Consider the following 22,037-nt stretch of genomic DNA (forward strand, 5'->3'; position numbering starts at 1 on the left):
GTCGGGGGTTACCGGGCGAACCGCGCAACGCCGTTGCGGGGGACGAACGCGTTCCATTCGAGGAGATGATCCGCATGACGACCAACCGGTTCAATGCCGCTGCGGCCACGGTGCTGCTGGCGGGCGCGCTGGTGACTGGCCCGGCCTTTGCCCAGACGCAGAACCGCGCGCTCATGGAAATCCCGGCCGACAAGGCGCGGATCTCCGGTTCCATCGTGATCGACTACAATTCGCGCTCGGAGCGGTCCCAGTCCAAGGAGGACGTCTACGAGATCGGCGAACTGGCGATCGCCGACCTGATGATCCTGCGCGGGACCATCAGCCGGGTGCCTGAGACCAATATGAACTATTCGGTCAAGTTCGACGTGGTGAACCCGAACAATCCGGGTCAGGTTGCCCGCGAAGTGGCGATCCTGCGCGGCGACGTACCGATCGATTCCAACGGCCGCTACAATCCGGAGGCCGGCAATCTTCGCATCGATATCGTCAAGGGCAACCAGGCGACCTACAAGTATAGCGGTGCCATCCAGGGTCGCGCCGTGGTGCGCTGGTGGGATGTCGCCAAGAAGCTGAAGTCGGCCGCCAAGGAGGCCACCAAGGCCTATTCGCGCTATGTCGACGGCAAGGTGATCACCATTCAGGTCAAGAACCCGGATCCGCTGCGTTTCGATCGGCTCGGCCTGGCCTCGGGTCCGTTCTCCTTCCTGGCCGAGACCAAGGTCTCCGGCGTGCTCGACTACGATTACGAACTCGGCAACTGGCTGACTGACCAGAACGGCGTCACTTTCACCTATGCGGTCGGCGACAAGGTCATCGCAGACAAGATCACCGGATCGATTCGTTTCGTGTCCGAGCCCGGTGAGATGACCGACGCCAAGGGCAAGAAGCACAAGTACACGTCCTACTACGACTACAGCCTGCGCCTCAACGAGCAGCCGGTGAACAAGGACTCGGGCTTCTTTGGCGGGGATACGACCCAGGCCGACACCGATGCCTTCTTCTCGAATGCCGATACGACCAAGCCGGGCATCTACGGGCGGGTCTACTATTCGGACAGCGATACCGGCTGCAAGCGCGTGGCCGACGACAAGGGCACCTTCAAGTGCGTCGGCCCGACGCGTAGCGAGGTCACCTACGACCTCAAGGGCGTCGGCGTGAACTATCAGCAGCTGGCCAACTGGGTGAAGCTCGAGCAGCTGGTCATCGGACCGTTCACCGACGAATGAAACCCGGCCGGGGTGACGGTCCGGGGCGGCGCGCCGACTGACGGTCGGCCGCCGTGGCCGGATTACGGTCTGCGTCGCGAAACGAAAAGGCCCGCGCCGTCCCGATGGGGTGGCGCGGGCCTTTGTGCGTGCTGAGCCGGGATTGGGCGATCGTGGCGGACGATCCGCAGCGGACGGGGCCGCCGTGGACCGCTTCGTTCCGTGTCAGCGCAGGCCGAAGAAGGACAGGACGGCGAGCACGACGACGACGAGACCGACCAGATAGATGATACCGTTCATGGACTTGACCCTCGCGTTTCAAGGGGGCGGCCGTCGCGGCGGGATGCCGGGGTGGCCGGGTTGATGCGGGTCAACGCGCCGCCGGCCCAACTGTTCCGCTGAAGCCGGAATCCCGGGCCGCAGCGCCCCAAGCCGTGTCGCGGCGCGGTCAGGCGATTTCGCTCCATGGCCGCGACAGGGCGACGGCGCACAGGATCGTGCCGACCAGCGAATAGGTCTGCGGATAGTTGCCCCACAATTCGCCCGTCGCCGGATCCAGGTCCTCGGAGAACAGGCCGGCGGCGTTCCGGCGCGACAGGAGATCGATGAAGATGGCGCGGGCATCGTCGGTGCGACCGATCGCATGCAAGGCGAGGACGTACCAGAAGGTGCAGACGATGAAGGCGGTCTCCGGCTCGCCGAAATCGTCGGGATGGTTGTAGCGGAGCAGGTACTTGCCGCGCATCAGCCCGGCACCGATCGCCTCGACGGTCGAGACGAAGCGCGGATCGGTCGGCGGCAGGAAGCCGAGATCGGCCATCAGCAGGACGCTGGCGTCGAGGGTCTGCGAGCCTTCGCTCTCGACGAAGGCGCCGAGCTCGGCGTTCCAGGTCCGCTCTTCGATCCAGGTGCGGATGCGGTCGGCATGGCCGCTCCAATAGGCGGCCCGGTCCTCGGCGCGCAGCGTCAGCGCGATCCGGCGCAGCCGGTCGGCCGAGGCCCAGCACATCAGCGCCGAATGGGTGTGGACCCGGGCCCGGCCGCGATATTCCCAGATGCCCGCATCCGGCTCCAGCGCCACCGCGACGGCCTTCTCGCCCATCCGCTCGAGTTCCTGGAATAGGGCGCTCTTGTCGATGGCGGGCAGGCGCTGATCGTGGAACCATTGCGTGTTGGCCATGATGGCGGCCCCGAACACGTCGTTCTGCCGCTGGACATGGGCGGCATTGCCGCGCCGGACCGGCCCCATGCCCCGATAGCCGGGCAGGGCGGCGACGATCACCTCGTCGAGATCGTCGGACGGGACGAGGCCGTAGACCGGCTTCAGCCAGCCGTCCTGCGACAGCGCGAAGGCATTGCGCATATAGCCGAGAAAGCCCTCCATCGTCCGGGTGGCGCCGAGAAGGTTGAGCGCGCGCACGACGAAGAAGGCGTCGCGCAGCCAGCAGGCTCGGTAGTCCCAATTGCGCTCGGTATGGGGCGCTTCCGGGATCGACGTGGTCATGGCGGCAACGACGGCGCCGGTCTCCTCATAGGCGGAGAGCTTCAAGGTGATGGCGGAGCGCAGCACCGCATCCTGCCACTCGAGCGGGATGGACAGGTTGCGGCACCACTGAAACCAGTAGCTACGCGTGCGCTCCTCGAAGCGGTTGGAGGTCTCTTCCAGATCGGCGGGAAAGATCTCGTCGGCACCGAGCACGAACACGATCGGCTGGGTCACCACGAAGGCCGCCTCGCGCGCCACATAGGCGACCGGCGCATTGGTGGTGACGCGCAGCGTCTCGCTGTCGCCGACATAGCGGATGTGGTTGGAGCCCATCACCTTGCGGGGCGACGCTGCACCCCAGGAAAAGCGCGGTCGGATGCGGACCTGCAGGCGCGGATAGCCGCAGATCGGCTCGATCCGGCGGATCAGCATCGGCGGCCGATAGGAGCGCTCGTGCTGGATGAAGCGTGGCGCGAAATCGATCACCCGGATGCCGGAACCATCGGACGCCCAAAGCGTTGTCTCCAGTACCGCGGAGTTGGGCCGATAGCGCTGCTCCGCCCGTTGGAACCGGTCGAGCACGATGTCCATGAACCCGTCCTCCTGCTCGTCCATGAGCAGGCGGCAAAAGACAGGGTCTCCATCGAGATAGGGATAGCACCACCAGACGATCCGAGCCTCATGGTCGATCAGGGCTGCCGTGGCGCAGTTTCCGATCGGTGATAGATTAACGGTAGAATTTCTGTCTTTCATGTCACCCATTTCCTGTCATGGTTATGGTTCGATATTTTGCGTCAATTTGAAAAATATTATCAAATACCGACGTAAATGCACATCCATTGATGTATTTGGTTTCTCAGGCTTGACAAGAGTGCCTGCAATACAATTTTAAAAGGCATGTTCAGTCTCTATCGTTTCTCCATTCCGCTGGTCGTGGCCGTGCTCGGGCTGGCGCTTGTCGCCGGGATCACCGCGCAGCAATTCCTCACCGGCTGGTTCCTGCGCGATGTCGAACTGCGCTCCGAACTGATCTTCAACTCCGTGGAGCCGGCGGTCCGCCGCCAGGCCGCCGACAGCGACGAAGCCGGCCTTGGCCGGACCTTCGACGGCATCTCGCGCGACGAACGCGTCCTCGCCATCGGGTTGTGCGATGCGGCCGGGCGGATGGTTGCGGCCTCGCGCAATTGGCCGGGCGAAACGATCTGCCGGGAAGACAAGCCGGCGGCCGGTACCGAGCGGCGCGGCGCCGTCTACGAACGCCGCCAGCTCTCGTCCGGACCGGTCCTGATCGCCGGCTTCCCGCTGGCGATCGATCCGACGCGCAACTGGCGCCTGATGGTCCTGCACGACATGGGCTTCGCCTCGTCGCGCACCACGGCGGCGCTGACCACCCTGGTCGCCTTCGTCGGTCTTCTGATTGCGCTCGGCGTGCTGATCACCGTGGCGGTGACGCGGGTCACGCTGACGACCTGGTCGCGCGCCATCGTCCAGTCGCTCGATCCGCGCACCCGCTCGCGGCCGGAGGCCGACATCGCGCCGGAACTGCGTCCGGTCGTGCGCGAGGTCCGCCAGACCCTGCGCGATATCGACATCGGCCGGATGCGCGGCAGTCCGATCCGCGTCGCCTGGACGCCGACCACCCTGCAGGAGGTCATCCACGACGAACTGCCGGGCTCCGAGGTGATCGTGGTCTCCAATCGCGAACCCTACATCCATGACCGCGACGGCGACCGGATCATCGTTCGCCGTCCGGCCAGCGGCCTGGTCACGGCGCTGGAGCCGATCATCCGCGCCACCCGCGGGGTCTGGATCGCCCATGGCAGCGGCAGCGCCGACCGTGAAACGGTCAATGCGTCGGATCGCGTCGCCGTGCCGCCGGAGGACCCGGCCTATACGCTGCGCCGCGTCTGGCTGACCGAGGAGGAGGAGAACGGATACTACTATCGCTTCTCCAACGAAGGTCTCTGGCCGCTTTGTCACATCGCCTTCGTCCGGCCGCAGTTCAGGCGGGAGGATTGGGAGATCTACCGGGCCGTCAACCAGCGTTTCGCGGATACCATCGTGGCCGAGGCGAAATCCAAGAACCCGATCGTCTTCGTTCAGGACTATCACTTCGCCCTGCTGCCGCGCATGATCCGGCAGCGGCTGCCCGAAGCCACCGTGATCACCTTCTGGCACATCCCCTGGCCGAATGCGGAGGTCTTCTCGATCTGCCCGTGGCGCGAGGAGATCCTGGACGGTCTGCTGGGCTCGTCGATCCTGGGCTTCCACACCCGCTTCCACGTCAACAATTTCATCGAATCTGTCGACCGTTTCATGGAGAGCCATATCGACCGGGAACTCTCGACCATCTCGACCGGCGGCGAAAACACCCTGGTCAATGCCTATCCGATCTCGATCGAATGGCCGCCGCGGGCGCTTCTTGGATTGCCGACCGTCGGCGACTGCCGGCGCCGGCTGCGCGAGCGGCTCGGCCTCGGACCGGACGTGAAGATCGGCGTCGGGGTCGAGCGCTTCGACTACACCAAGGGCATTCCCGACCGGCTGCGTGCCGTGGGCATCCTGCTGGAACGGCACCCGGAATGGATCGGACGCTTCGTCTTCGTGCAGGTCGCCGCGCCGACGCGTGCCAAGCTCGAGGCCTATCGCGGGCTGCAGGACGAGGCGATCGCGGTCGCCGAGACGATCAATGCCCGCTACGCGCGCGACGGCTGGAAGCCGATCGAACTGATCGTCCGGCATCACGAGCCCGACGAGGTGCTCGAACTGTTCCGGGCCGCCGATTTCTGCGTCGTCACCAGTCTGCATGACGGCATGAATCTGGTCGCCAAGGAATTCGTCGCCTCCCGCGAGGACGATCGCGGCGTGCTGGTGCTGTCGACCTTTGCGGGCGCCTCGCGGGAACTGCTGGAGGCCCTGCTGGTCAACCCCTACGACATGGACACGCTCGCCGAGACGCTGGTCCGTGCCCTGTCGATGCCCGAGGAGGAGCAGCGCGACCGCATGCGGCTGATGCGCGAACTGGTGCGCGACAACAACGTCTATGCCTGGGCCGGCAGCATGCTTCTGGAGGCCGCGCGCATGCGCAAGCGGCGCGAGGTGCAGAGTCATTTCGGCGCGACACGATGGGGAACGGCGCCGTGACGGCCTCCGAAACCCGGCTCCCGCCGCCGCTCTTCGTCCCCGACGACGACCTGCCGGTGATCTGGTCGCCGGAATGGGCGCCGTTCCTGGATATCGACGGCACGCTGCTCGACATTGCCGCCCGTCCCGACGACGTCTTCGTGCCCGACCGCCTGATCGAGACCCTGACGGCCATCGCCGACACCTGCGGCTGCCTGGCGCTGGTCACCGGTCGCAGCCTCCCTCAGGCCGATGCCCTGTTCGGGGCGGGCCGCTTCGACGTTGCCGCCAACCATGGCGCGGTCATGCGCATCGGCGGCGTGGTGTGCGACCAGGCCGGCGACCCGGGCGCCGCCGAAGCGATGGCGGCGGCGTTGCGGCCGGCCGTCGACCGGCATGACGGCGCCTTCGTCGAGGAGAAGGGGCACTCGGTCGCGGTCCACTACCGGGCTGCGCCGGAGGCCGAGCCGTTCCTGCTGCAGGCGGCGCATGAGGCGATCCGCGGATCGGGTGATGCCTGGCGCATCCTGATCGGCAAGGCGGTGATCGAGATCGCGCCGCAATCCGCCACCAAGGGGACCGCCATCGCCCGGTTCCTGGCCGATCCGGCCTATCGCCGGCGGCGGCCCTTCTTTGCCGGCGACGACACCACCGACGAGGATGCCTTCGTGGCCGTGGCGGCGGCCGGCGGGCTCGGCGTGCTGATCGGGCCGGAGCGCAAGACGGCGGCCCGATACCGCCTGCCGTCGCCGGGCGCCTTCCGGTCCTGGCTGGACGGCAGTGTCGCCGGCCGTTCCGGCTGACATCGCAGCCGAATGCCGGCGGCGGGCGGCCGTCATCGGCGCCCTCAGCGCCGGCTGACCTCGGTCAGGAATTTCTGTCGGATCGCCCGGCCGAAATCCCGGTAGCCGTCCGCCGGCACCACGAAGGAGGCCGGGCCGCCGGCGATGTTGGCCCGGTACCAGGCCTCCAGCGTGTCCTTCTCGTCGCCTTCCAGGATCGGCAGCCCGTTGACGGTCACCTCCTGGCGCACCAGCGCGTCGCGCTCGGCGGCGGGCGGGACGGTCGGGTTGCAGTTGTCCTTGCCGTCGCCGGATACGTCGACCACGGTCCGCTCCGGCCGGGTCGGGATCGAGGGCAGCATCTTGACCTGGACGAAATGCAGCATGGCCGCCGCGCAGGTGAACTCGCCCGGCCGGCGCGCGGCGCTGCGAATCCGCACGGCGAGGCTGCGCGCATCGGCGACCGTGCCGATCCGAGTCCAGGGCACGGTCAGCGACGGCCGGTCGCTCCATTGCACCATGGCGACCAGGATCGCGCCGTGCGGCCCGCCCAGGATCGCCCGTTGGATGGCGGCATCCTCGAGCGCTTGGGCGATGCCCTCCATCTGCAGCCGGAAGCGGTGCTCGTCGACCGAGCCCGACACGTCGACGGCCAGCACCAGGGCGGTATCGACGCCGGTCGAGGCGGCGCCGGCCGCAGGCGCCGGACGGCCGGCCATCGCCGGAAGCGCCAGCAGGGCGCCCGCGAGGAGACGGGTCAGACGACGGCTCACCGGACGATCCGATCCCGGTTGAGTGCCCTGTCGAGCCCGATGGCGCGATCGAGGCCCTTCATGTCGCGGAACACGGCCTGCGCCAGATCGGCGCCGTCGAATTTGGTGCCGGTCACGTCCGCGCCGGTGAAGTCGGCGCCGGTCAGATCGGCCCCGGTCAGGTCCGCACCCGACAGGTCGGCGCCGATGAACTTGGCCCAGGCGAAGCGGACGCCGTAGAGCTCCGCGCCGCGCAGCCGGGCGCCGGAGAGATCCGCCATCTCCAGGAAGGTGTGCGGATGCAGTTCGATCACGGTCAGCCGGTAGTTGCCGAGCCGGGCCCCGGTCAGGTCCGCGCCGCGCAGATTGGCGCCGACCATGCGGGCGAAGATGCGGGCGCCGGAGAGGTCGGCGCCGGCGAAGTTCGGCGCCTCGCCGGCCGCCTTGGGGTTGAGGTCGAGTTCGGTCGTGACCGACAGGCGGAGCAGGCTCGCGCCGCGCAGATCCGCGCCCGCGAAATTGGTCCGTTGCACGGTCGAACGGTCGAGATGGGCTCCGGCCAGCCGCGCATGAGACAGGTCCGCGCCCGCGAAATCGACTGCATGCAGGTTGGCCCGGTCGAGCCGCGCGGCCTTGAAGTCCAGGCCGGCAAGATCGAGGTAGCTGAGATCGCGGCCGGTCAGATCGATCGGCTTGGAGCGGTCGGCGGCGGCGAGCAGCCGGGCGACTTCGATGTCGGACAGTTCGGCCGCGAATCCGACGGCCGGCACGATCAGCGCGACAGCGAATGCGGCCGCCGCTGCGGCCTTGCCCATGCCATGCCGCACCCGGCAGGACTTTCGTGTTCCGGCTCCCGGCATGTCCGTCCCGCCTGCTCGGCCCCGCCTCCCGCGGGGGCGCCCGATCCGCAGTCGACACCCTACCACGGCGGCGGGGCCGACGGGCAAGCCCGCTATCGGCCCCGGGCGGGCACGATGTCGCGAGCTGTGCGGAGAGCCCGTCAGGCCCGCCAAGCGGGCACGATGTCGCGAGCTGTGCGGAGAGCCCGTCAGGCCTTGCGGGCGGGCACTTCGCCCTTCAGCGCCAGCACGGCGTGATTGATCTCGGCACCGAACAGAAAGATGATCCCGATGATGTAGAAGAACAGCATCGAGGCGATAATCCCGGCAAGACCCGCATAGGTTCGGGTATAGGTCGCGAAGTGCGAGAAATAGTAGGAGAACACCAGGCCGGCGATGAACCACAGACCGAGCGTCACCAGCACGCCGGGCAGGACGCCCATGGTCGTCTGCCGGCGGGCCGGCAGGAACAGATGGGCGGCATAGAGGAAGCAGAACACGCCGGCGGAGAAGAAGACCAGCGGCAGCCGGTTGAAGTAGGAATAGTAGGGCGCCATGTCGGGGACGCGCGGGATCAGGAAGTCCCAGACCACCGGCAGCACGATCACCAGGAAGCCGAGCCCCAGGATGGTGATGCCGCCGACCAGCATGAAGAAGGTGCCCTCGAGGCGCCGGATCAGGAAATGGCGCGTATCATAGGCCCGGTAGGCATAGTTGAGGCCCATGCGCAGGCTTTCGACCAGTCCGGTCACGATCACCACCAGCAGAATCGCACCGACCGTCAGGACCTGGGTCTGCGAGCCCGACAGGACCGCCGTCACTTCCGGCTTGAGGATGCGCACCACCTCCTCGGGCAGCACCGCGAAGATGCCGCCGGTGCCCTGCTCGGCCGCTGCCGCCAGTTCGGCCCCGCCCCAGTAGCCGGCGATACCGGTGATCAGGATCATGAACGGAAAGAGCGAGAACAGGATGGCGAAGGCGATGTTCGACGCATGCGCGAAGGACTCGTTGCGCAGCAGGCCCCAATAGAAGGCCTCCCAAAAGACCCAGCCCATCGCCCGAAGGCCGCGGAGAGACGCATTCGGCGATGGAGCACTCATGAGCAGGGATTCTGTGGCGTCCGACATGGGCGCGGACCATAGTCGGCGGAAACGCAACGCACAACGGGGCTGCCCGTCAGCAGTTCCGCGAAATGGGCGGAAATTCCGGCTTCTGTCCTGCGGCCGGCCGTCGCGACGGCACCGGGCGTGAGATGACGGACCGGAAGCCGATCCTGGGCGCCGGTCCGGCTCGACCCGACAGGTCTTTTGCCGCATTGTGCCGCCACCTTTGCGGCACTGCACATGCCCCTGAACGCGAATTCCGGACCTCGCCTTGCTTCGACATCTGATCGCCCGTCTCTTCCGCCTCGCCCTGCTGGCAACCGTGCTGGCTCTCACTCCGCTGGCATCGGCTGTCATGCCGGTGCCGCCAGTCGTGACCGCCCGCGCGCAGGATGCGCCCGCGCCCGCGGCACCGCCGGTCGAGGAGGTCAAGCGGCCGGAAAACCCGCAGGCCCTGCTCAACGCCTGGAAGGTCGAGATCGACCAGATCACGGCGGGCACCCAGCGCGAATCGCTGACCGACCGGCAATTGACGGATCTGCGCGGTCGGGCCGAACAGGTTCGTGCCAAGGCCGGCGAACTGATCGACCAGCTCACGCCCGGCGTCCAGGCGGCCGAGGCCCGGCTCAAGCAGCTCGGTCCGGCGCCGCAGAAGCCGAAAGAGGGCGAACCGCCGCCTCCGGCCGAATCCGATGCGGTCAAGCAGGATCGTGCGCAGCTCGACAAGCAGTTGGCCGAACTGCAGGGCTTCACCAAGCAGGCGAGCCTGATCCAGCTCAAGGCCGACGAGGTCGTGAAGTCGATCGGGGACCGCCGCCGCGACCGGTTCAACCGCGCCGTGATGGAGCAGAGCCGCTCCATTCTCGACCCGACCCTCTGGCTCGAGGCCGCCGCCGCCCTGCCGGGCACCATCGCGGCATTCGGCTTCCTGCTGCGCGACTGGGGCGGTCTGTTCATGGCCCGCGGCAGCCTGACCGCCATCGGCGTGCTGGGACTTGCGATCGTCTTCCTCGGTCTGCTGCTGCGGCCGATCCGTCGGCGGCTCCTGCTCGCCACCGACCGCAATCCGGACGCGGTCAATCCTTCGCCCTTCGCCAAGTCGGGCGCCGCCGCCGCGATCGTGGTCGTCAACACCGCCCTGCCGCTGATCGCCTTGATGACGCTGTTGGTCGCGCTCAGGGCGCTCGATCTCAATCCCGACCGGATCGAGCAGACGCTGGTGGCCCTGATGATCGCCGCCGCCGTGGCCTCGGCCGCCTATAGCCTGGGCCTCGCCATCCTGGCGCCGACCAAGCCGCAATGGCGGCTGATCGGCATTTCCGATGCCGCCGCCCAGCAGCTGATCCGCGTCGTCGGTCTGCTCACCGCCAGCTTCGGCGTCGGCATTTTCGTGATCCGCATCCTGCCCGTGCTGGCTGCGCCGCTGTCGCTGATCATCGCCCTGTCCGGGCTCTTCGCCCTGCTCGACATCGGTCTGACCATGCTGGCGCTGCGCACCGTCGCGGCCAGCCTCGCCGCCGACGATGAGGCGAAGCGGCCGGAGGTGCCGACACCCGGCCCGGCTTCGGCGGCGCCGGCCGAGCGCGGCCATTCGATCCTGTGGCGCTGGCTGGTGCCGATCGCCTGGATCGCCGCCATTGCCGGCGCCGTGGCGGCGCTGACCGGTTTCGTCGCCCTTTCCCGTTTCATCGCCTATCAGCTGATCTGGGCCGGCCTGAACATCGCCGTGCTTTACATCCTGCTGGTCCTGGTCGACGAGGCGCTGACGGCCACCTTCCGGCGGGAGACGCGCGTCGGCCTGTCGCTCAACCGCTCGATGGGCTTCGGGATGGAGACGGTCGAACAGGTCGGAGTGGTCCTGTCCGGCCTCGGCCGGCTGGCGCTGATCGGTTTCGTGGTCGCCATGATCCTGCTGCCGCTCGGCTTTTCCTCCGAGGACCTGATCCAGGACGCCAAGGCGGCCTTCTTCGGCTTCAAGGTCGGCGGCCTGACCGTCTCGCTGTCGTCGATCCTCGGCGCCGTCATCGTGTTCATGATCGCGGTCGCGGTCACCGGGGGCGTCAAGGGCTGGCTGGAGGCCCGCTTCCTGCCGCGGACCCGGCTCGATCCGGGCCTGAAGAACTCGATCCTGACCGCCTTCGGCTATATCGGCTACATCGTCGCCGGCGCGCTCGCCTTCTCGTCGGTCGGCGTCAGTCTGGAGAACGTGGCCATCGTCGCCGGCGCCCTGTCGGTCGGTATCGGCTTCGGCCTGCAGTCGATCGTCAACAACTTCGTTTCCGGCCTGATCCTGCTCGCCGAACGCCCGATCAAAACCGGCGACATGATCGAGATCGGCGCCGAGCGCGGCTTCGTGCGCAAGATCAACGTGCGTTCGACCGAGATCGAGACCTTCGACCGCGCCAGCCTGATCGTGCCGAATTCCTCGCTGATCACCGGCACGGTCAAGAACTGGATGCACCGGGACATGACCGGTCGCGTTCTGGTCAATGTCGGCGTCGCCTACAATGCGGATCCCGAGCAGGTGCGCGAGATCCTGCTGGCCGCCGCCAAGGCGCACCGGTTGGTGATGATCTTCCCGGCGCCGTCGGCCTTCTTCACCGATTTCGGCGAATCGGCGCTGATGTTCCGCCTGATCTGCACCGTCCCGATGGTCACCGACGCCTTCTCGGTGGAGAGCGATCTGCGCTTCGACATCATGAAGCGTTTACGCTCTCACGGTATCGACATCCCCTATGCCCAGCGCGACCTGCATGTCCGCCAGCTCGACGACCTGCGCGACCTTCTGGCCCGCCATTTCGCTTCCGCCGCGCCCGGCCCGGCGGCAACGCGGTCGGCCGAAGGCGATGGCGGGGCGGAAGCCGGCGGGAGCGGGCGCGCGACCCCCGATGGAGCGCCGCGGCCGGCCCGGGGCTGAACCGTCCGGCCGCACGCGCCTTCCCGCCATCCGACCTTTGCGCATCCGGCCGGCCCCACGGGGGCGCGCGGGCGCCATCGAGGCCTGCCGATGAACCTCTCCTCCGCATTCCGTATCGGCCGTGCCGGCCTCGCGCCGGCGCTCGCCGCCCTGCTCGCCGGCTGTTCTGCCGCCCCCGAGGTGCCGCCCGCCCAGCCGGCCTTCTACCAGCGGCTCGACCAGTCCGGCGGGGCGGTCGATCCGGCCTCCTCGCTCGGCATGGTCAACCACTACCGCGCCAATCTCGGTGCCCCGCCGCTCGTCTGGGATCCGGCGCTCGCCCGCATCGCCGAGACGCAGGCGCGCCGGATGGCCGCGCTCGACCGTGTACAGTCCGAGCAGGAGGCCAAGCTCGACGGCGAACTGAAGGCGGCCGGCATCGGCTTCCGCAGCTATGCCAGCAACCTGACGGCCGGCTACCGCACCTTCGCCGAGGCCTTCTCGGGCTGGCGCGAGTTGAAGCAGCACAACGCCAACATGATCGATCCGCGCAAGACCCGCATCGGTCTCGCCACCGCGCAGGCGCCGGGCTCGAAATACAAGATCTTCTGGGCGATGGTGCTGGTCGAGCCGATGTGACGCGTCGGGCCGGCTTGCCGCACTGCAGCATCGGCAGTATGGTCCGCTCCCCTTGCGCGGAGCCCGCCCTTGCTCGAAAAGCGGTCGACCTATGAGGAGACCTATCGGGATTTCCGGTGGGCCATCCCGTCCGACTACAATATCGCCCGCGACGCCTGCGATCGCTGGGCAGAGGCCGAGCCGGGCCGGCTGGCGCTCCTGCACCGGCGGGCGGACGGATCGACCGATCGCTGGTCCTATCACCGCCTGTCGCTGGCTTCGAACCGCTTCGCCAATGTCCTGCGCCACCACGGCATCCGGCGCGGCGACCGGGTCGCGATCCTGCTGCCGCAATGCCCCGAGACGGCGATCGCCCATCTCGGCACCTACAAGATCGCCGGCATCGCGCTGCCGCTGGCCGCATTGTTCGGCGTCGAGGCGCTGGTCTACCGGTTGCGCAATGCCGGTGCCACGGCGATCGTCACCAATGCGGCCGGGCTCGCCAAGCTCGCCGAGATCCGCGCCGATCTGCCGGATCTCCGGCTCGTGCTGGCGGTCGACGGCGGCGGCATGGGTATCGTCGACTTCCACCAGGCGCTGACCGAGGCTTCGTCGAGCTTCTCGCCCGAGCCGACCGGGCCGGACGATCCGGCCATGATGATCTACACTTCCGGCACGACCGGTCTGCCCAAGGGTGCGCTGCACGGCCACCGCGTGCTGCCGGGCCACATTCCGGGCTTCCAGTTCGCCCACGAGTTCTTCCCCGTCGAAGGCGACCTGATGTGGACGCCGGCCGACTGGGCGTGGGCGGGTGGGCTCCTCAACGCGCTGCTGCCCTCGCTCGCCCTCGGCGTGCCGGTGCTCGCCTACCGGTTCGAGAAGTTCGACCCCGATCTCGCCTTCTGGCTGATGGCCCATTACGGCGTGCGCAACGCCTTCGTCCCGCCGACCGCGCTGAAGATGCTGCGCACGGTCGAGAACCCGCTCGCCCGCTTCGATCTCCGCCTGCGCACGCTCGGCTCGGCCGGCGAGGCGCTCGGCTCGGAGACCTACGAATGGGCGCGCGCGGCGCTCGATCTGACCGTCAACGAATTCTACGGCCAGACCGAGTGCAACATCGTGCTCGCTTCCTGCGCCATGCTGGGGGTCAGCCGCGCCGGGGCGATCGGCAAGGCCGCGCCAGGGCACGAGGTCGCGATCATCGGCCCCGGCGGGGCGCCGGTCGCCGCCGGCACGCTCGGTCAGATCGCGGTCCGGCGGCCCGATCCGGTCATGTTCCTGGAATATTGGGACCGGCCCGACGCCACGGAAGAGAAGTTCGTCGGCGACTGGATGACCACCGGCGACCAGGGCGTGATGGACGAGGACGGCTACATCCATTTCGTCGGCCGCGACGACGACGTGATCACCTCGGCCGGCTACCGGATCGGCCCGGCCGAGATCGAGGACTGCCTCGCCGGCCACCCGGCCGTGGCTCTGGCGGCCGTGGTCGGCAAGCCCGATCCGCTCAGGACCGAGATCGTCAAGGCCTATGTCCGGCTGGTCGACGGGGTCGAAGGATCGGCCGATCTCAAGGACGAGATCCGCGCCTATGTCCGGACCCGGCTGTCCGCGCACGAATACCCGCGCGAGATCGATTTCGTCGACGATATTCCGCTGACCACCTCCGGCAAGGTGATCCGACGCTTCTTCCGCGAGCGGGCGCAGGCCGACGCGGCCGAGGAACAGGTGCGCAAGCGCTGGGAATAGCCGCGACGGGCGCGGCGGCCGGATCGCGCGAGGTTTACCCGGACCGCCCGGCCCTGTATGGCTCGCGCCACGAACAACGACCGGGGACCGAGCACCATGCAGATCGACCGCGACCTCCTGGACGGACTGGCCCGCGCCGCGCTTGCCGGCGGGCGCGAGGTGCTTGCCGTCTATGCGACCGATTTCGCGGTCGACGCCAAGGGGGACGCCAGCCCGGTCACCGAAGCCGACCGCCGCGCCGAGGCGGTGATCCTGGAGGAACTGGCGCGGCTCCTGCCCGGCGTGCCGGTGGTCGCCGAGGAGGCGGCCTCCGAAGGCAAGCTGCCGGCCGATCTCGGCCGCGTCTTCGTGCTGGTCGATCCGCTCGACGGCACCAAGGAATTCGTCTCCCGCAACGGCGAGTTCACGGTCAATATCGGCATCATCGAGGACGGCGTGCCGGTCGCCGGCGCGGTGCTGGTGCCGGCCCAGGGTCGGCTCTATGTCGGCGGTCGTGGCATCGGCGCCTTCATGGCCCCGGTCGAGGACGGCGTCGCCGGCGCCTGGGCGCCGATCCGGGTGCGCGCGGCCGGTGCCGACGGGCTTGCCGTCATGGCCAGCCGCTCCCATGCCGGGCCGGAGACCGAGGCCCTGCTGGCGCGCCTTGCCGTGGCGAGCCGCATCTCGGCCGGCTCGTCGCTGAAATTCTGCCGCATCGCCGAGGGTGCGGCGGATTTCTATCCCCGGCTCGGCCGCACGATGGAATGGGATACGGCGGCCAGCGACGCGGTGCTGCGTGCGGCCGGCGGCTCGGTCGTGACGCTGGACGGCCAGCCGCTCGCCTATGGCAAGCGGCTCCAGGCCCATGACGCCGATTTCGCCAATCCGTGGTTCCTGGCCTGCGGGAGGATCGATCTTCCCGCCGTTGTCGCGGCGGCCGCGGCACCGGCGTCGACGGGCGGATGAGCATTCCAAAAGTCGGAGGTCCGGCATCGCCGGCATGCTCGCAATCGGCGCCGGCGCGCAATCGGACTCCCGTCGCCCCCCCGCGCCGACGGAACTTGCGACCAAGGGCCGAAGCATAGCATTTCAGCCGCGCTTGCCGGGCGTCCCGATTCCGCCTAAATGCGGTGGCTTCCACGGGGGACCGCGCCGGACGGCGCGTCAGCGGCTGCAGCCGATCTCCCCGCACGCTCTGCCGACCAGAGGACTTTCGCCTTGTCCATCGACCGCACCACGCATCTGAGGCGCCTCGAAGCGGAATCGATCCGCATCATCCGCGAGGTCGCCGCCGAGTTCCGCAATCCGGTCATGCTCTATTCGATCGGCAAGGACTCGTCCGTGATGCTGCATCTGGCGATGAAGGCCTTCTATCCTTCGAAGCCGCCCTTTCCGCTGATGCATATCGACACGACCTGGAAGTTCCGGGACATGATCCTGTTCCGGGACGAGACCGCCCGGCGGCTCGGCATGGACTTGATCGTGCACACCAATACGGACGGCATCGCCGAGGGCGTGACGCCGTTCAGCCACGGCTCGTCCTACTACACCCATGTGATGAAGACCGAGGCGCTCAAGGCGGCTCTGACCAAGTACGGCTTCGATGCAGCCTTCGGCGGCGCGCGCCGCGACGAGGAGAAGAGCCGCGCCAAGGAGCGCGTCTTCTCGTTCCGCACCGCGACCCATACCTGGGACCCGAAGAACCAGCGCCCGGAACTCTGGCAGCTCTATAACGGCCGCGTCGCCAAGGGCGAATCGATCCGCGCCTTCCCGCTGTCGAACTGGACCGAGCTCGACATCTGGCAATACATCATGGCCGAGAACATCCCGATCGTGCCGCTCTACTACGCGGCCGAGCGGCCGACCGTGGAGCGCGACGGCCAGATCCTGATGCTCGACGACGACCGCTTCCCGGTCGCGCCCGGCGAGACGGTCGAGACCCGTCTGATCCGGTTCCGAACGCTCGGCTGCTATCCGCTGACCAGCGCCTTCGAATCCGAAGCCACCACCTTGCCGGAAATCGTCCGCGAGATGCTGATCGCCCGCACCTCGGAGCGGTCCGGCCGTCTGATCGACCACGACGACGCGGCCTCGATGGAAAAGAAGAAGCGCGAGGGGTATTTCTGATGAACACGTCCGCGTCCCCCGCCGCCATGGCCGCGCCCTCGGTCGCCTCGCCGGTCGAGAGCCCGGAGGCCTTCGCCGAATATCTCGCCGCCCAGGAAAAGAAGAGCCTGCTGCGCTTCCTCACCTGCGGCTCGGTCGACGACGGCAAGTCGACCCTGATCGGCCGCCTGCTCTACGACACCAAGCTGGTCTTCGAGGACCATCTCCTGGCGCTCGAGAAGGACAGCCGCAAGCACGGCACGACCGGCGAGGAGATCGATCTCGCGCTGCTGCTCGACGGCCTGGAGGCCGAGCGCGAGCAGGGCATCACGATCGACGTCGCCTATCGCTTCTTCACCACCGAGCGGCGCAAGTTCATCGTCGCCGACACGCCCGGCCACGAGCAGTATACCCGCAACATGGCGACCGGGGCCTCGACCTCGGATGTGGCCGTGCTGCTGGTCGACGCCCGCCACGGCATCGTCACGCAGACCCGGCGGCATTCCTTCATCGTGTCGCTGCTCGGCATCCGCCATGTCATCGTGGCGGTCAACAAGATCGACCTGGTCGGCTACGACGAGAAGATCTTCACCCAGATCCGGCAGGCCTACCAGGCCTTCGCCGGCGGCTTCGGCTTCAAGACGCTGACCGCGATCCCGATCTCGGCCCGCTACGGCGACAACGTCACGGCCCGCTCCGAGCGCATGCCCTGGTACAAGGGGCCGACGCTGCTGGAGCATCTGGAGACGGTCGATGTCGAGGAGGACCGCGCCAGCCGGCCGTTCCGCATGGCCGTGCAATGGGTCAACCGCCCGAATCTCGACTTCCGCGGCTTCTCCGGCACCATCGCGTCGGGCCGCGTCGCGCCCGGCGACACGCTCGTGGTCGCCAAGTCGGGCAAGGCCAGCAAGGTCAAGCGCATCGTCACCTATGACGGCGACCTGGACCAGGCTGCGGCCGGCGATGCCGTCACCATCACGCTTGAGGACGAGATCGACATCAGCCGCGGCGACCTGCTCGCCGCCGCCAACGATCGTCCGGAGGTGGCCGACCAGTTCGCCGCGCATCTGATCTGGATGCATGACGAACCGCTGTTCCCCGGCCGGTCCTATCTCCTGAAATGCGGCGCCAAGACCGTCACCGCCTCGGTCACCGATCTGAAGCACAAGATCGACGTGAACACCTTCGAGCATCTCGCCGCGAAGGAATTGCGGCTGAACGAGGTGACCTTCTGCAATCTGTCGCTGTCCGAGCCGATCGCCTTCGACAGCTACGAATCCAACCGCGAGACCGGCGCCTTCATCCTGATCGACCGCTTCACCAATGCGACGGTCGGGGCGGGCATGATCTCCTACGGCCTGCGCCGCGCCACCAATGTCCATTGGCAGGCGATCGACGTGTCCAAGGAGAGCCATGCGGCGCTGAAGGCGCAGAAGCCCGCCGTGCTGTGGTTCACCGGCCTGTCCGGCTCGGGCAAGTCGACCATCGCCAACATCGTCGAGAAGAAGCTGCACGCCATGGGGCGGCACACCTTCATCCTCGACGGCGACAATGTCCGGCACGGCCTCAACCGCGACCTGGGCTTCACCGAGGCCGACCGCGTCGAGAACATCCGCCGCGTCGGCGAGGTGGCCAAGCTGTTCGTCGATGCCGGCCTGATCGTGCTGGTCTCGTTCATCTCGCCATTCCGCGCCGAGCGACGTATGGCGCGCGATCTGGTCGGACCTGGCGAGTTCATCGAGGTCTATGTCGATACCCCGATCGAGGATTGCGAGGCGCGCGACGTGAAGGGCCTCTACGCCAAGGCGCGGGCCGGCAAGCTGAAGAACTTCACCGGCATCGACAGCCCCTACGAGGCGCCGGACAATCCGGAAATCCGGCTCGATACCACGGCCGGCACAGCCGAGGAGATGGCCGACCGGCTGATCGAGAGCCTGCGCGAGCGCGGCCTGATCGCCTGACCGGCGATGGCCGACCGATGTGAATGCGGAAGGCCGGGTCGGTGACGATCCGGCCTTTCTCATGCCGGCATGCGGTCCGCGCCGGTCGGTGCAGCGGGACGACCGCGTCAGGCCGGATTCGGGTCCCGTCGGACGGCGCCGGCCTGCTGGTTGCGGCGGAGGCGCCTCAGGGCGTGGGCGATCCGGTTGATCCGTCCCACCAGGCCGATGCGGCCTTCGAGCAGGCGGACCGAATCCGCGAAGCGCACCGGCATGCGCGCGATCGGTCCGACGAACTTGAGATCCTTCGGATGGCGGCGCATGTGCTCAATCTCCATGCGGAAATCCGTCTCTGCGGGGGCGCGCTCGAACAGGCCGCGATCTGACGGGAACAGCATTTTGAGATAACGGTCGCGGTCGAAGGTGAACTGGACCGAGTGCTTCTTGTCGATCGTGTTCCGGCTCATCTTGAGTGCATTCAGACGGGCATTGCGACGGCGGGCGATCGTTTCGTCGACCGCCCGCAGATGGATCATGTAGAGGTCGTCGGTCTGATGGCGCGGCCGGTTGCATTCGTGAAAACCGACCGACCAGACGATCGGCACGCTGGTCACCGCCGGCTTGCAATAGTGCGCCCAGAACTGGACATAGGCGCGTTGCCGGAACAGCGGTCTGCCCGGCTGAAGCGGCGCTTCGGCCGCACGGTTCTGCACGACGTTCAAGCCGACCGTGTTGAAGGTCGGCACGCCGGGATTCTTGCGCAGATAGTCCCTGAGGCCGGAATAGCGTGACGGGTCGGCGACGATCAGTTCGTCCGCGTCCGACATCACGACCCAATCGTAGCAGCTGAGCAGGAAATGCTGCAGCTGGGTCATGAAGCGGGCGCGCCGGGTCTCGTCGAACTCGTCCAGCGGCACGTTGATGACTTGGACGCGCCGGTCGAGCCAGCGCGGCCGTGGGTCCACCCCATGCGTGACCACATAGAGGTTGCGGAAGCCGACCTGGCGACCGTGATGTTCGACCCAGAAGGGCAGAAACTCCGGCTCGTTGAAAGCGTTGGTGATCGCAGCGATCCGCATGCCTCGATCTGTCCATCCTGGCGGGAACCTGAGCGCAATCGCATACGCGGTTGCCGCCGAATCTTCCAGCCGTTCCGGCGCCGGATCGTCGGCGCCGTTGCCGTCGGTGGGGGCGATGCCCGAGAGGAGGGGCGGGGACCCGGGAGGGAAGGCGAGGGGCCGGGTCCGGCAGGGCGGATGCATCGGCCCGGCCGGGGCGCGCGGCGGACTTCAGGTGCGCGGCTGAGTTTCGTGCCGGGTGCCGGCCCAGCGGACCGGGGCCGGCTCAGGCCGCCCGGATGCGGTTGGTGAAGCCGTCGACCTCGCCGCGCAGGCGCTCGGCCTGGCGGGCCAGTTCGGACGAGGCGTCGAGCACCTGGGCGGCCGCCGTGCCGGTTTCCCGGGCCGCCTTGCCGACGCCGGCGATATTGCCCGAAACCGTCGCCGTGCCGTGCGAGGCCTGCTGCACGTTGCGGGCGATCTCGGCCGTCGCGGCGCTCTGCTCCTCGACGGAGGCCGCGATGGCGCCGGCGATGCGGTTCAGGGTCGCGATCGTCTCGCCGACCCCGCGGATCGCCTCGACCGAGGCGCCCGTCGCGGTCTGGATATCGGCAATCTGGGTCGAAATCTCCGCGGTCGCCTTGGCGGTCTGTTCGGCCAGCGCCTTGACCTCCGAGGCGACCACCGCGAAGCCGCGCCCGGCCTCGCCAGCCCGCGCCGCCTCGATGGTCGCGTTCAGGGCGAGCAGATTGGTCTGGCCGGCAATGTTGGTGATCATGCCGACGATGTCGCCGATCTTCTGGGCGGCGGCGGCGAGGCGCCGGACCTTCTCGTTAGCGCTCTCGGTGTCGCCCACGGCGCGCCGGGACATGTCGCTCGACTGCTCGACCTGGCGCGCGATCTCGCTGACGGAGGCGGCAAGTTCCTCGGCGGCGGCGGCCACCGTCTCGACATTGGTCGAGGCCTCTTCGGAAGCCGACGACACGGCGACTGACTGGCGGCTGGTCTGGTCGGCCGCGGTGGTCAGCGTCGCGGCGGTCGACTGCATCTGCGCCGCGGCGCTGGCGACCGAATTGACGATGCCGCCGACCGATTGCTGGAAGCTGTCGGCCAGTTGCGCCAGGAGGCGCCGCTTGTCCGCCTCCGCGCTGGACTTGGCCTCTTCCTGTTCGCGCTCCATGCGCTGCTTGTCGAGGGCGTTGGCCTGGAACACCGCCACGGCTTCGGCCATCCGCCCGATCTCGTCCTTGCGGCCGCGTCCGAAGATGGTGATGCCCAGACGACCCGAAGCGAGCTCGTTCATCGAGCCGGCAATCGCCAGGATCGCGCCGGAGATCGAACGGCTCATCAGAACCGCGATCAGGATCGCGAGCGCGGCGAAGGCGGCGCCGACCGCGAAGGTCCAGACCTTGGCCGCCGCCATGCCGGCTTCCGCCGCGCGGCCGATGGCGTTCTGGCGGGAGACGACATCGGCGACGACCGCCTCGTAGTCTTTCAGCACCTGGGGGCCGAGGCGGTCGAGCCGGGTCTCGCGGATGGCGCGCATCTCGGCGACCTTCTCGGCGAAGGCATCGAGTTTCGTCGTCAGCGCGTCGATCTGATCGGCGACTTCGGGCATCAGGTCGCGGACGTCGTCCGCCTTGGCGACGATCTTCAAGTTGCTGATGACACGCGTCACCTCGTTCAGCCGGATCTGCGCTTCCTTCATGTCGGCGGCCGCTTCGGATGTGGCGAAGCGTTCGGCATGAGTGCGGGCCATCAGCAGTTCCTGCTGGCCTTTCGCCGCCAGGCCGAGCGCGAACACATCCTCGTCGCGGATGCCGGCCGCCATGACGCGGGCGAGATTCTCGCGGGCCTTGTCGCCGATCTCGTAGACTTCCTGCTGCAGGGTGCGGAAGGCGCCATGCGCTGTGCGGTAGCTTTCGAAGGCGGCGCGATAGTCCTGGACCCGGCCGGCTGCGACTGAGAGCCGGTCGGCCATCTCGCTGCCCTTGAACAGAGCCTGCAGGTCGGCGTCCCGGGCGGCGATCGTCCGCGCGGCCTCGGCAACCTGTGTGGCGGCAGTTTCCGCCCCCGTTGCGCGATACTGCATCACGGCCAAGCCGATGCTGTTCAAGGCGTCGGACGTCTGATGGACGGCCAGCGTCTGGTCGGCCGTGTGGCGGAAGGCGCTGAAGGAGTCGGTCGCCGCCGTCAATCCCATATGGCCGACCGTGCCGACGCCGACGAGCGCCAGCACCGCCAGTCCGAAGCCGCCGAAGAGCTTGGCCCTTAGTGTCAATGCGACCATTCCGTTCACCCCGCCCCGCGACCGATGTCCGAAAAATCTCAGTCCATATCGATTTTGCTCAGTGTTGGCGGGTCGGGCTTAAAGTCGGATTAAGGACATGCGAAAGCCTGC

15 protein-coding genes are annotated in these 22,037 nt (G+C 67.9%); 9 read left to right on the plus strand and 6 right to left on the minus strand.

Going from position 1 to position 22,037, the window contains the following annotated elements:
• Positions 1-74 precede the first annotated feature (74 nt).
• Complete coding sequence (locus tag KL771_RS17010; protein WP_261969732.1) at positions 75-1,226, plus strand: hypothetical protein; 1,152 nt, start codon at positions 75-77, stop codon at positions 1,224-1,226.
• 427 nt (positions 1,227-1,653) lie between these two features.
• On the opposite strand, the gene KL771_RS17015 is transcribed toward KL771_RS17010, so the two are convergent.
• Entirely contained in the window at positions 1,654-3,453 is a 1,800-nt protein-coding gene (locus KL771_RS17015) for a glycoside hydrolase family 15 protein (protein WP_315901507.1), read from the minus strand.
• 135 nt (positions 3,454-3,588) lie between these two features.
• On the opposite strand from KL771_RS17015, the gene KL771_RS17020 reads away from it, so the two are divergent.
• Both KL771_RS17020 and otsB read left to right on the plus strand, forming a co-directional pair.
• A complete protein-coding gene (locus tag KL771_RS17020; RefSeq protein ID WP_261969734.1) occupies positions 3,589-5,835 on the plus strand; it encodes an alpha,alpha-trehalose-phosphate synthase (UDP-forming) in 2,247 nt (748 codons plus the stop codon).
• A complete protein-coding gene (otsB, locus tag KL771_RS17025; RefSeq protein ID WP_261969735.1) occupies positions 5,832-6,617 on the plus strand; it encodes a trehalose-phosphatase in 786 nt (261 codons plus the stop codon). The genes KL771_RS17020 and otsB overlap by 4 nt, the downstream gene beginning before the upstream one ends.
• A 44-nt stretch (positions 6,618-6,661) precedes the next feature.
• Here otsB and KL771_RS17030 read toward each other — a convergent pair whose 3' ends face one another.
• From KL771_RS17030 to KL771_RS17040, 3 genes are all read right to left on the minus strand, one after another.
• On the minus strand, positions 6,662-7,369 hold the full coding sequence (locus KL771_RS17030) for a DUF1194 domain-containing protein (RefSeq protein ID WP_261969736.1): 708 nt from the start codon (positions 7,367-7,369) through the stop codon (positions 6,662-6,664).
• Complete coding sequence (locus tag KL771_RS17035; RefSeq protein WP_261969737.1) at positions 7,366-8,163, minus strand: pentapeptide repeat-containing protein; 798 nt, start codon at positions 8,161-8,163, stop codon at positions 7,366-7,368. Before KL771_RS17035 ends, KL771_RS17030 begins: the two co-directional genes overlap by 4 nt.
• 233 nt (positions 8,164-8,396) lie before the next feature.
• Positions 8,397-9,242 carry a YihY/virulence factor BrkB family protein gene (locus KL771_RS17040; protein WP_261969738.1) on the minus strand — a complete coding sequence of 282 codons (846 nt, stop codon included), beginning with the start codon at positions 9,240-9,242 and terminating at the stop codon, positions 8,397-8,399.
• A 319-nt stretch (positions 9,243-9,561) separates the two neighbouring features.
• On the opposite strand from KL771_RS17040, the gene KL771_RS17045 reads away from it, so the two are divergent.
• The 6 genes from KL771_RS17045 to cysN all read left to right on the plus strand — a co-directional run bounded on the left by KL771_RS17045 (position 9,562) and on the right by cysN (position 18,599).
• Positions 9,562-12,207, plus strand: coding sequence for a DUF3772 domain-containing protein (locus KL771_RS17045; RefSeq protein WP_261969739.1), 2,646 nt, complete (start codon positions 9,562-9,564; stop codon positions 12,205-12,207).
• Positions 12,208-12,297: 90 nt separating this feature from the next.
• Positions 12,298-12,825 (plus strand): CAP domain-containing protein, encoded by a 528-nt coding sequence (locus KL771_RS17050; protein WP_261969740.1) that lies wholly within the window; start codon positions 12,298-12,300, stop codon positions 12,823-12,825.
• 69 nt (positions 12,826-12,894) lie between these two features.
• A complete protein-coding gene (locus KL771_RS17055; RefSeq protein ID WP_261969741.1) occupies positions 12,895-14,553 on the plus strand; it encodes an AMP-binding protein in 1,659 nt (552 codons plus the stop codon).
• A gap of 57 nt (positions 14,554-14,610) precedes the next feature.
• Positions 14,611-15,498: a 3'(2'),5'-bisphosphate nucleotidase CysQ gene (gene cysQ / locus KL771_RS17060; RefSeq protein WP_261969742.1), complete on the plus strand. Its 888-nt coding sequence runs from the start codon at positions 14,611-14,613 to the stop codon at positions 15,496-15,498.
• Positions 15,499-15,657: 159 nt separating this feature from the next.
• On the plus strand, positions 15,658-16,659 hold the full coding sequence (gene cysD, locus KL771_RS17065) for a sulfate adenylyltransferase subunit CysD (protein ID WP_390867029.1): 1,002 nt from the start codon (positions 15,658-15,660) through the stop codon (positions 16,657-16,659).
• The gene (gene cysN, locus KL771_RS17070) at positions 16,659-18,599 is read left to right on the plus strand and encodes a sulfate adenylyltransferase subunit CysN (RefSeq protein ID WP_390867031.1); all 1,941 of its coding nucleotides are present in this window, start codon (positions 16,659-16,661) and stop codon (positions 18,597-18,599) included. Before cysD ends, cysN begins: the two co-directional genes overlap by 1 nt.
• A gap of 107 nt (positions 18,600-18,706) precedes the next feature.
• Here the strand turns inward: cysN and KL771_RS17075 are convergent, their stop codons facing one another.
• Both KL771_RS17075 and KL771_RS17080 read right to left on the minus strand, forming a co-directional pair.
• Positions 18,707-19,657, minus strand: a complete 951-nt coding sequence (locus KL771_RS17075) for a glycosyltransferase family 2 protein (RefSeq protein WP_261969744.1) — start codon at positions 19,655-19,657, stop codon at positions 18,707-18,709.
• A gap of 265 nt (positions 19,658-19,922) precedes the next feature.
• Positions 19,923-21,926, minus strand: a complete 2,004-nt coding sequence (locus KL771_RS17080; protein WP_261969745.1) for a methyl-accepting chemotaxis protein — start codon at positions 21,924-21,926, stop codon at positions 19,923-19,925.
• Between the last annotated feature and the right edge of the window lie 111 nt (positions 21,927-22,037).

Source organism: Prosthecodimorpha staleyi (genome assembly GCF_018729455.1).
GTDB lineage: Bacteria > Pseudomonadota > Alphaproteobacteria > Rhizobiales > Ancalomicrobiaceae > Prosthecodimorpha > Prosthecodimorpha staleyi.

Coding starts and splice junctions, on each gene's coding strand:
- KL771_RS17015 (WP_315901507.1), bottom strand. CDS start 3,453: ATGGGTGACATGAAAGACAGAAATTCTACCGTTAATCTATCACCGATC.
- KL771_RS17040 (WP_261969738.1), bottom strand. CDS start 9,242: ATGGGCTGGGTCTTTTGGGAGGCCTTCTATTGGGGCCTGCTGCGCAAC.
- KL771_RS17020 (WP_261969734.1), top strand. CDS start 3,589: ATGTTCAGTCTCTATCGTTTCTCCATTCCGCTGGTCGTGGCCGTGCTC.
- KL771_RS17050 (WP_261969740.1), top strand. CDS start 12,298: ATGAACCTCTCCTCCGCATTCCGTATCGGCCGTGCCGGCCTCGCGCCG.
- KL771_RS17010 (WP_261969732.1), top strand. CDS start 75: ATGACGACCAACCGGTTCAATGCCGCTGCGGCCACGGTGCTGCTGGCG.
- cysN (WP_390867031.1), top strand. CDS start 16,659: ATGAACACGTCCGCGTCCCCCGCCGCCATGGCCGCGCCCTCGGTCGCC.
- KL771_RS17080 (WP_261969745.1), bottom strand. CDS start 21,926: ATGGTCGCATTGACACTAAGGGCCAAGCTCTTCGGCGGCTTCGGACTG.
- cysD (WP_390867029.1), top strand. CDS start 15,658: ATGCGGTGGCTTCCACGGGGGACCGCGCCGGACGGCGCGTCAGCGGCT.
- KL771_RS17075 (WP_261969744.1), bottom strand. CDS start 19,657: ATGCGGATCGCTGCGATCACCAACGCTTTCAACGAGCCGGAGTTTCTG.
- cysQ (WP_261969742.1), top strand. CDS start 14,611: ATGGCTCGCGCCACGAACAACGACCGGGGACCGAGCACCATGCAGATC.
- KL771_RS17035 (WP_261969737.1), bottom strand. CDS start 8,163: ATGGGCAAGGCCGCAGCGGCGGCCGCATTCGCTGTCGCGCTGATCGTG.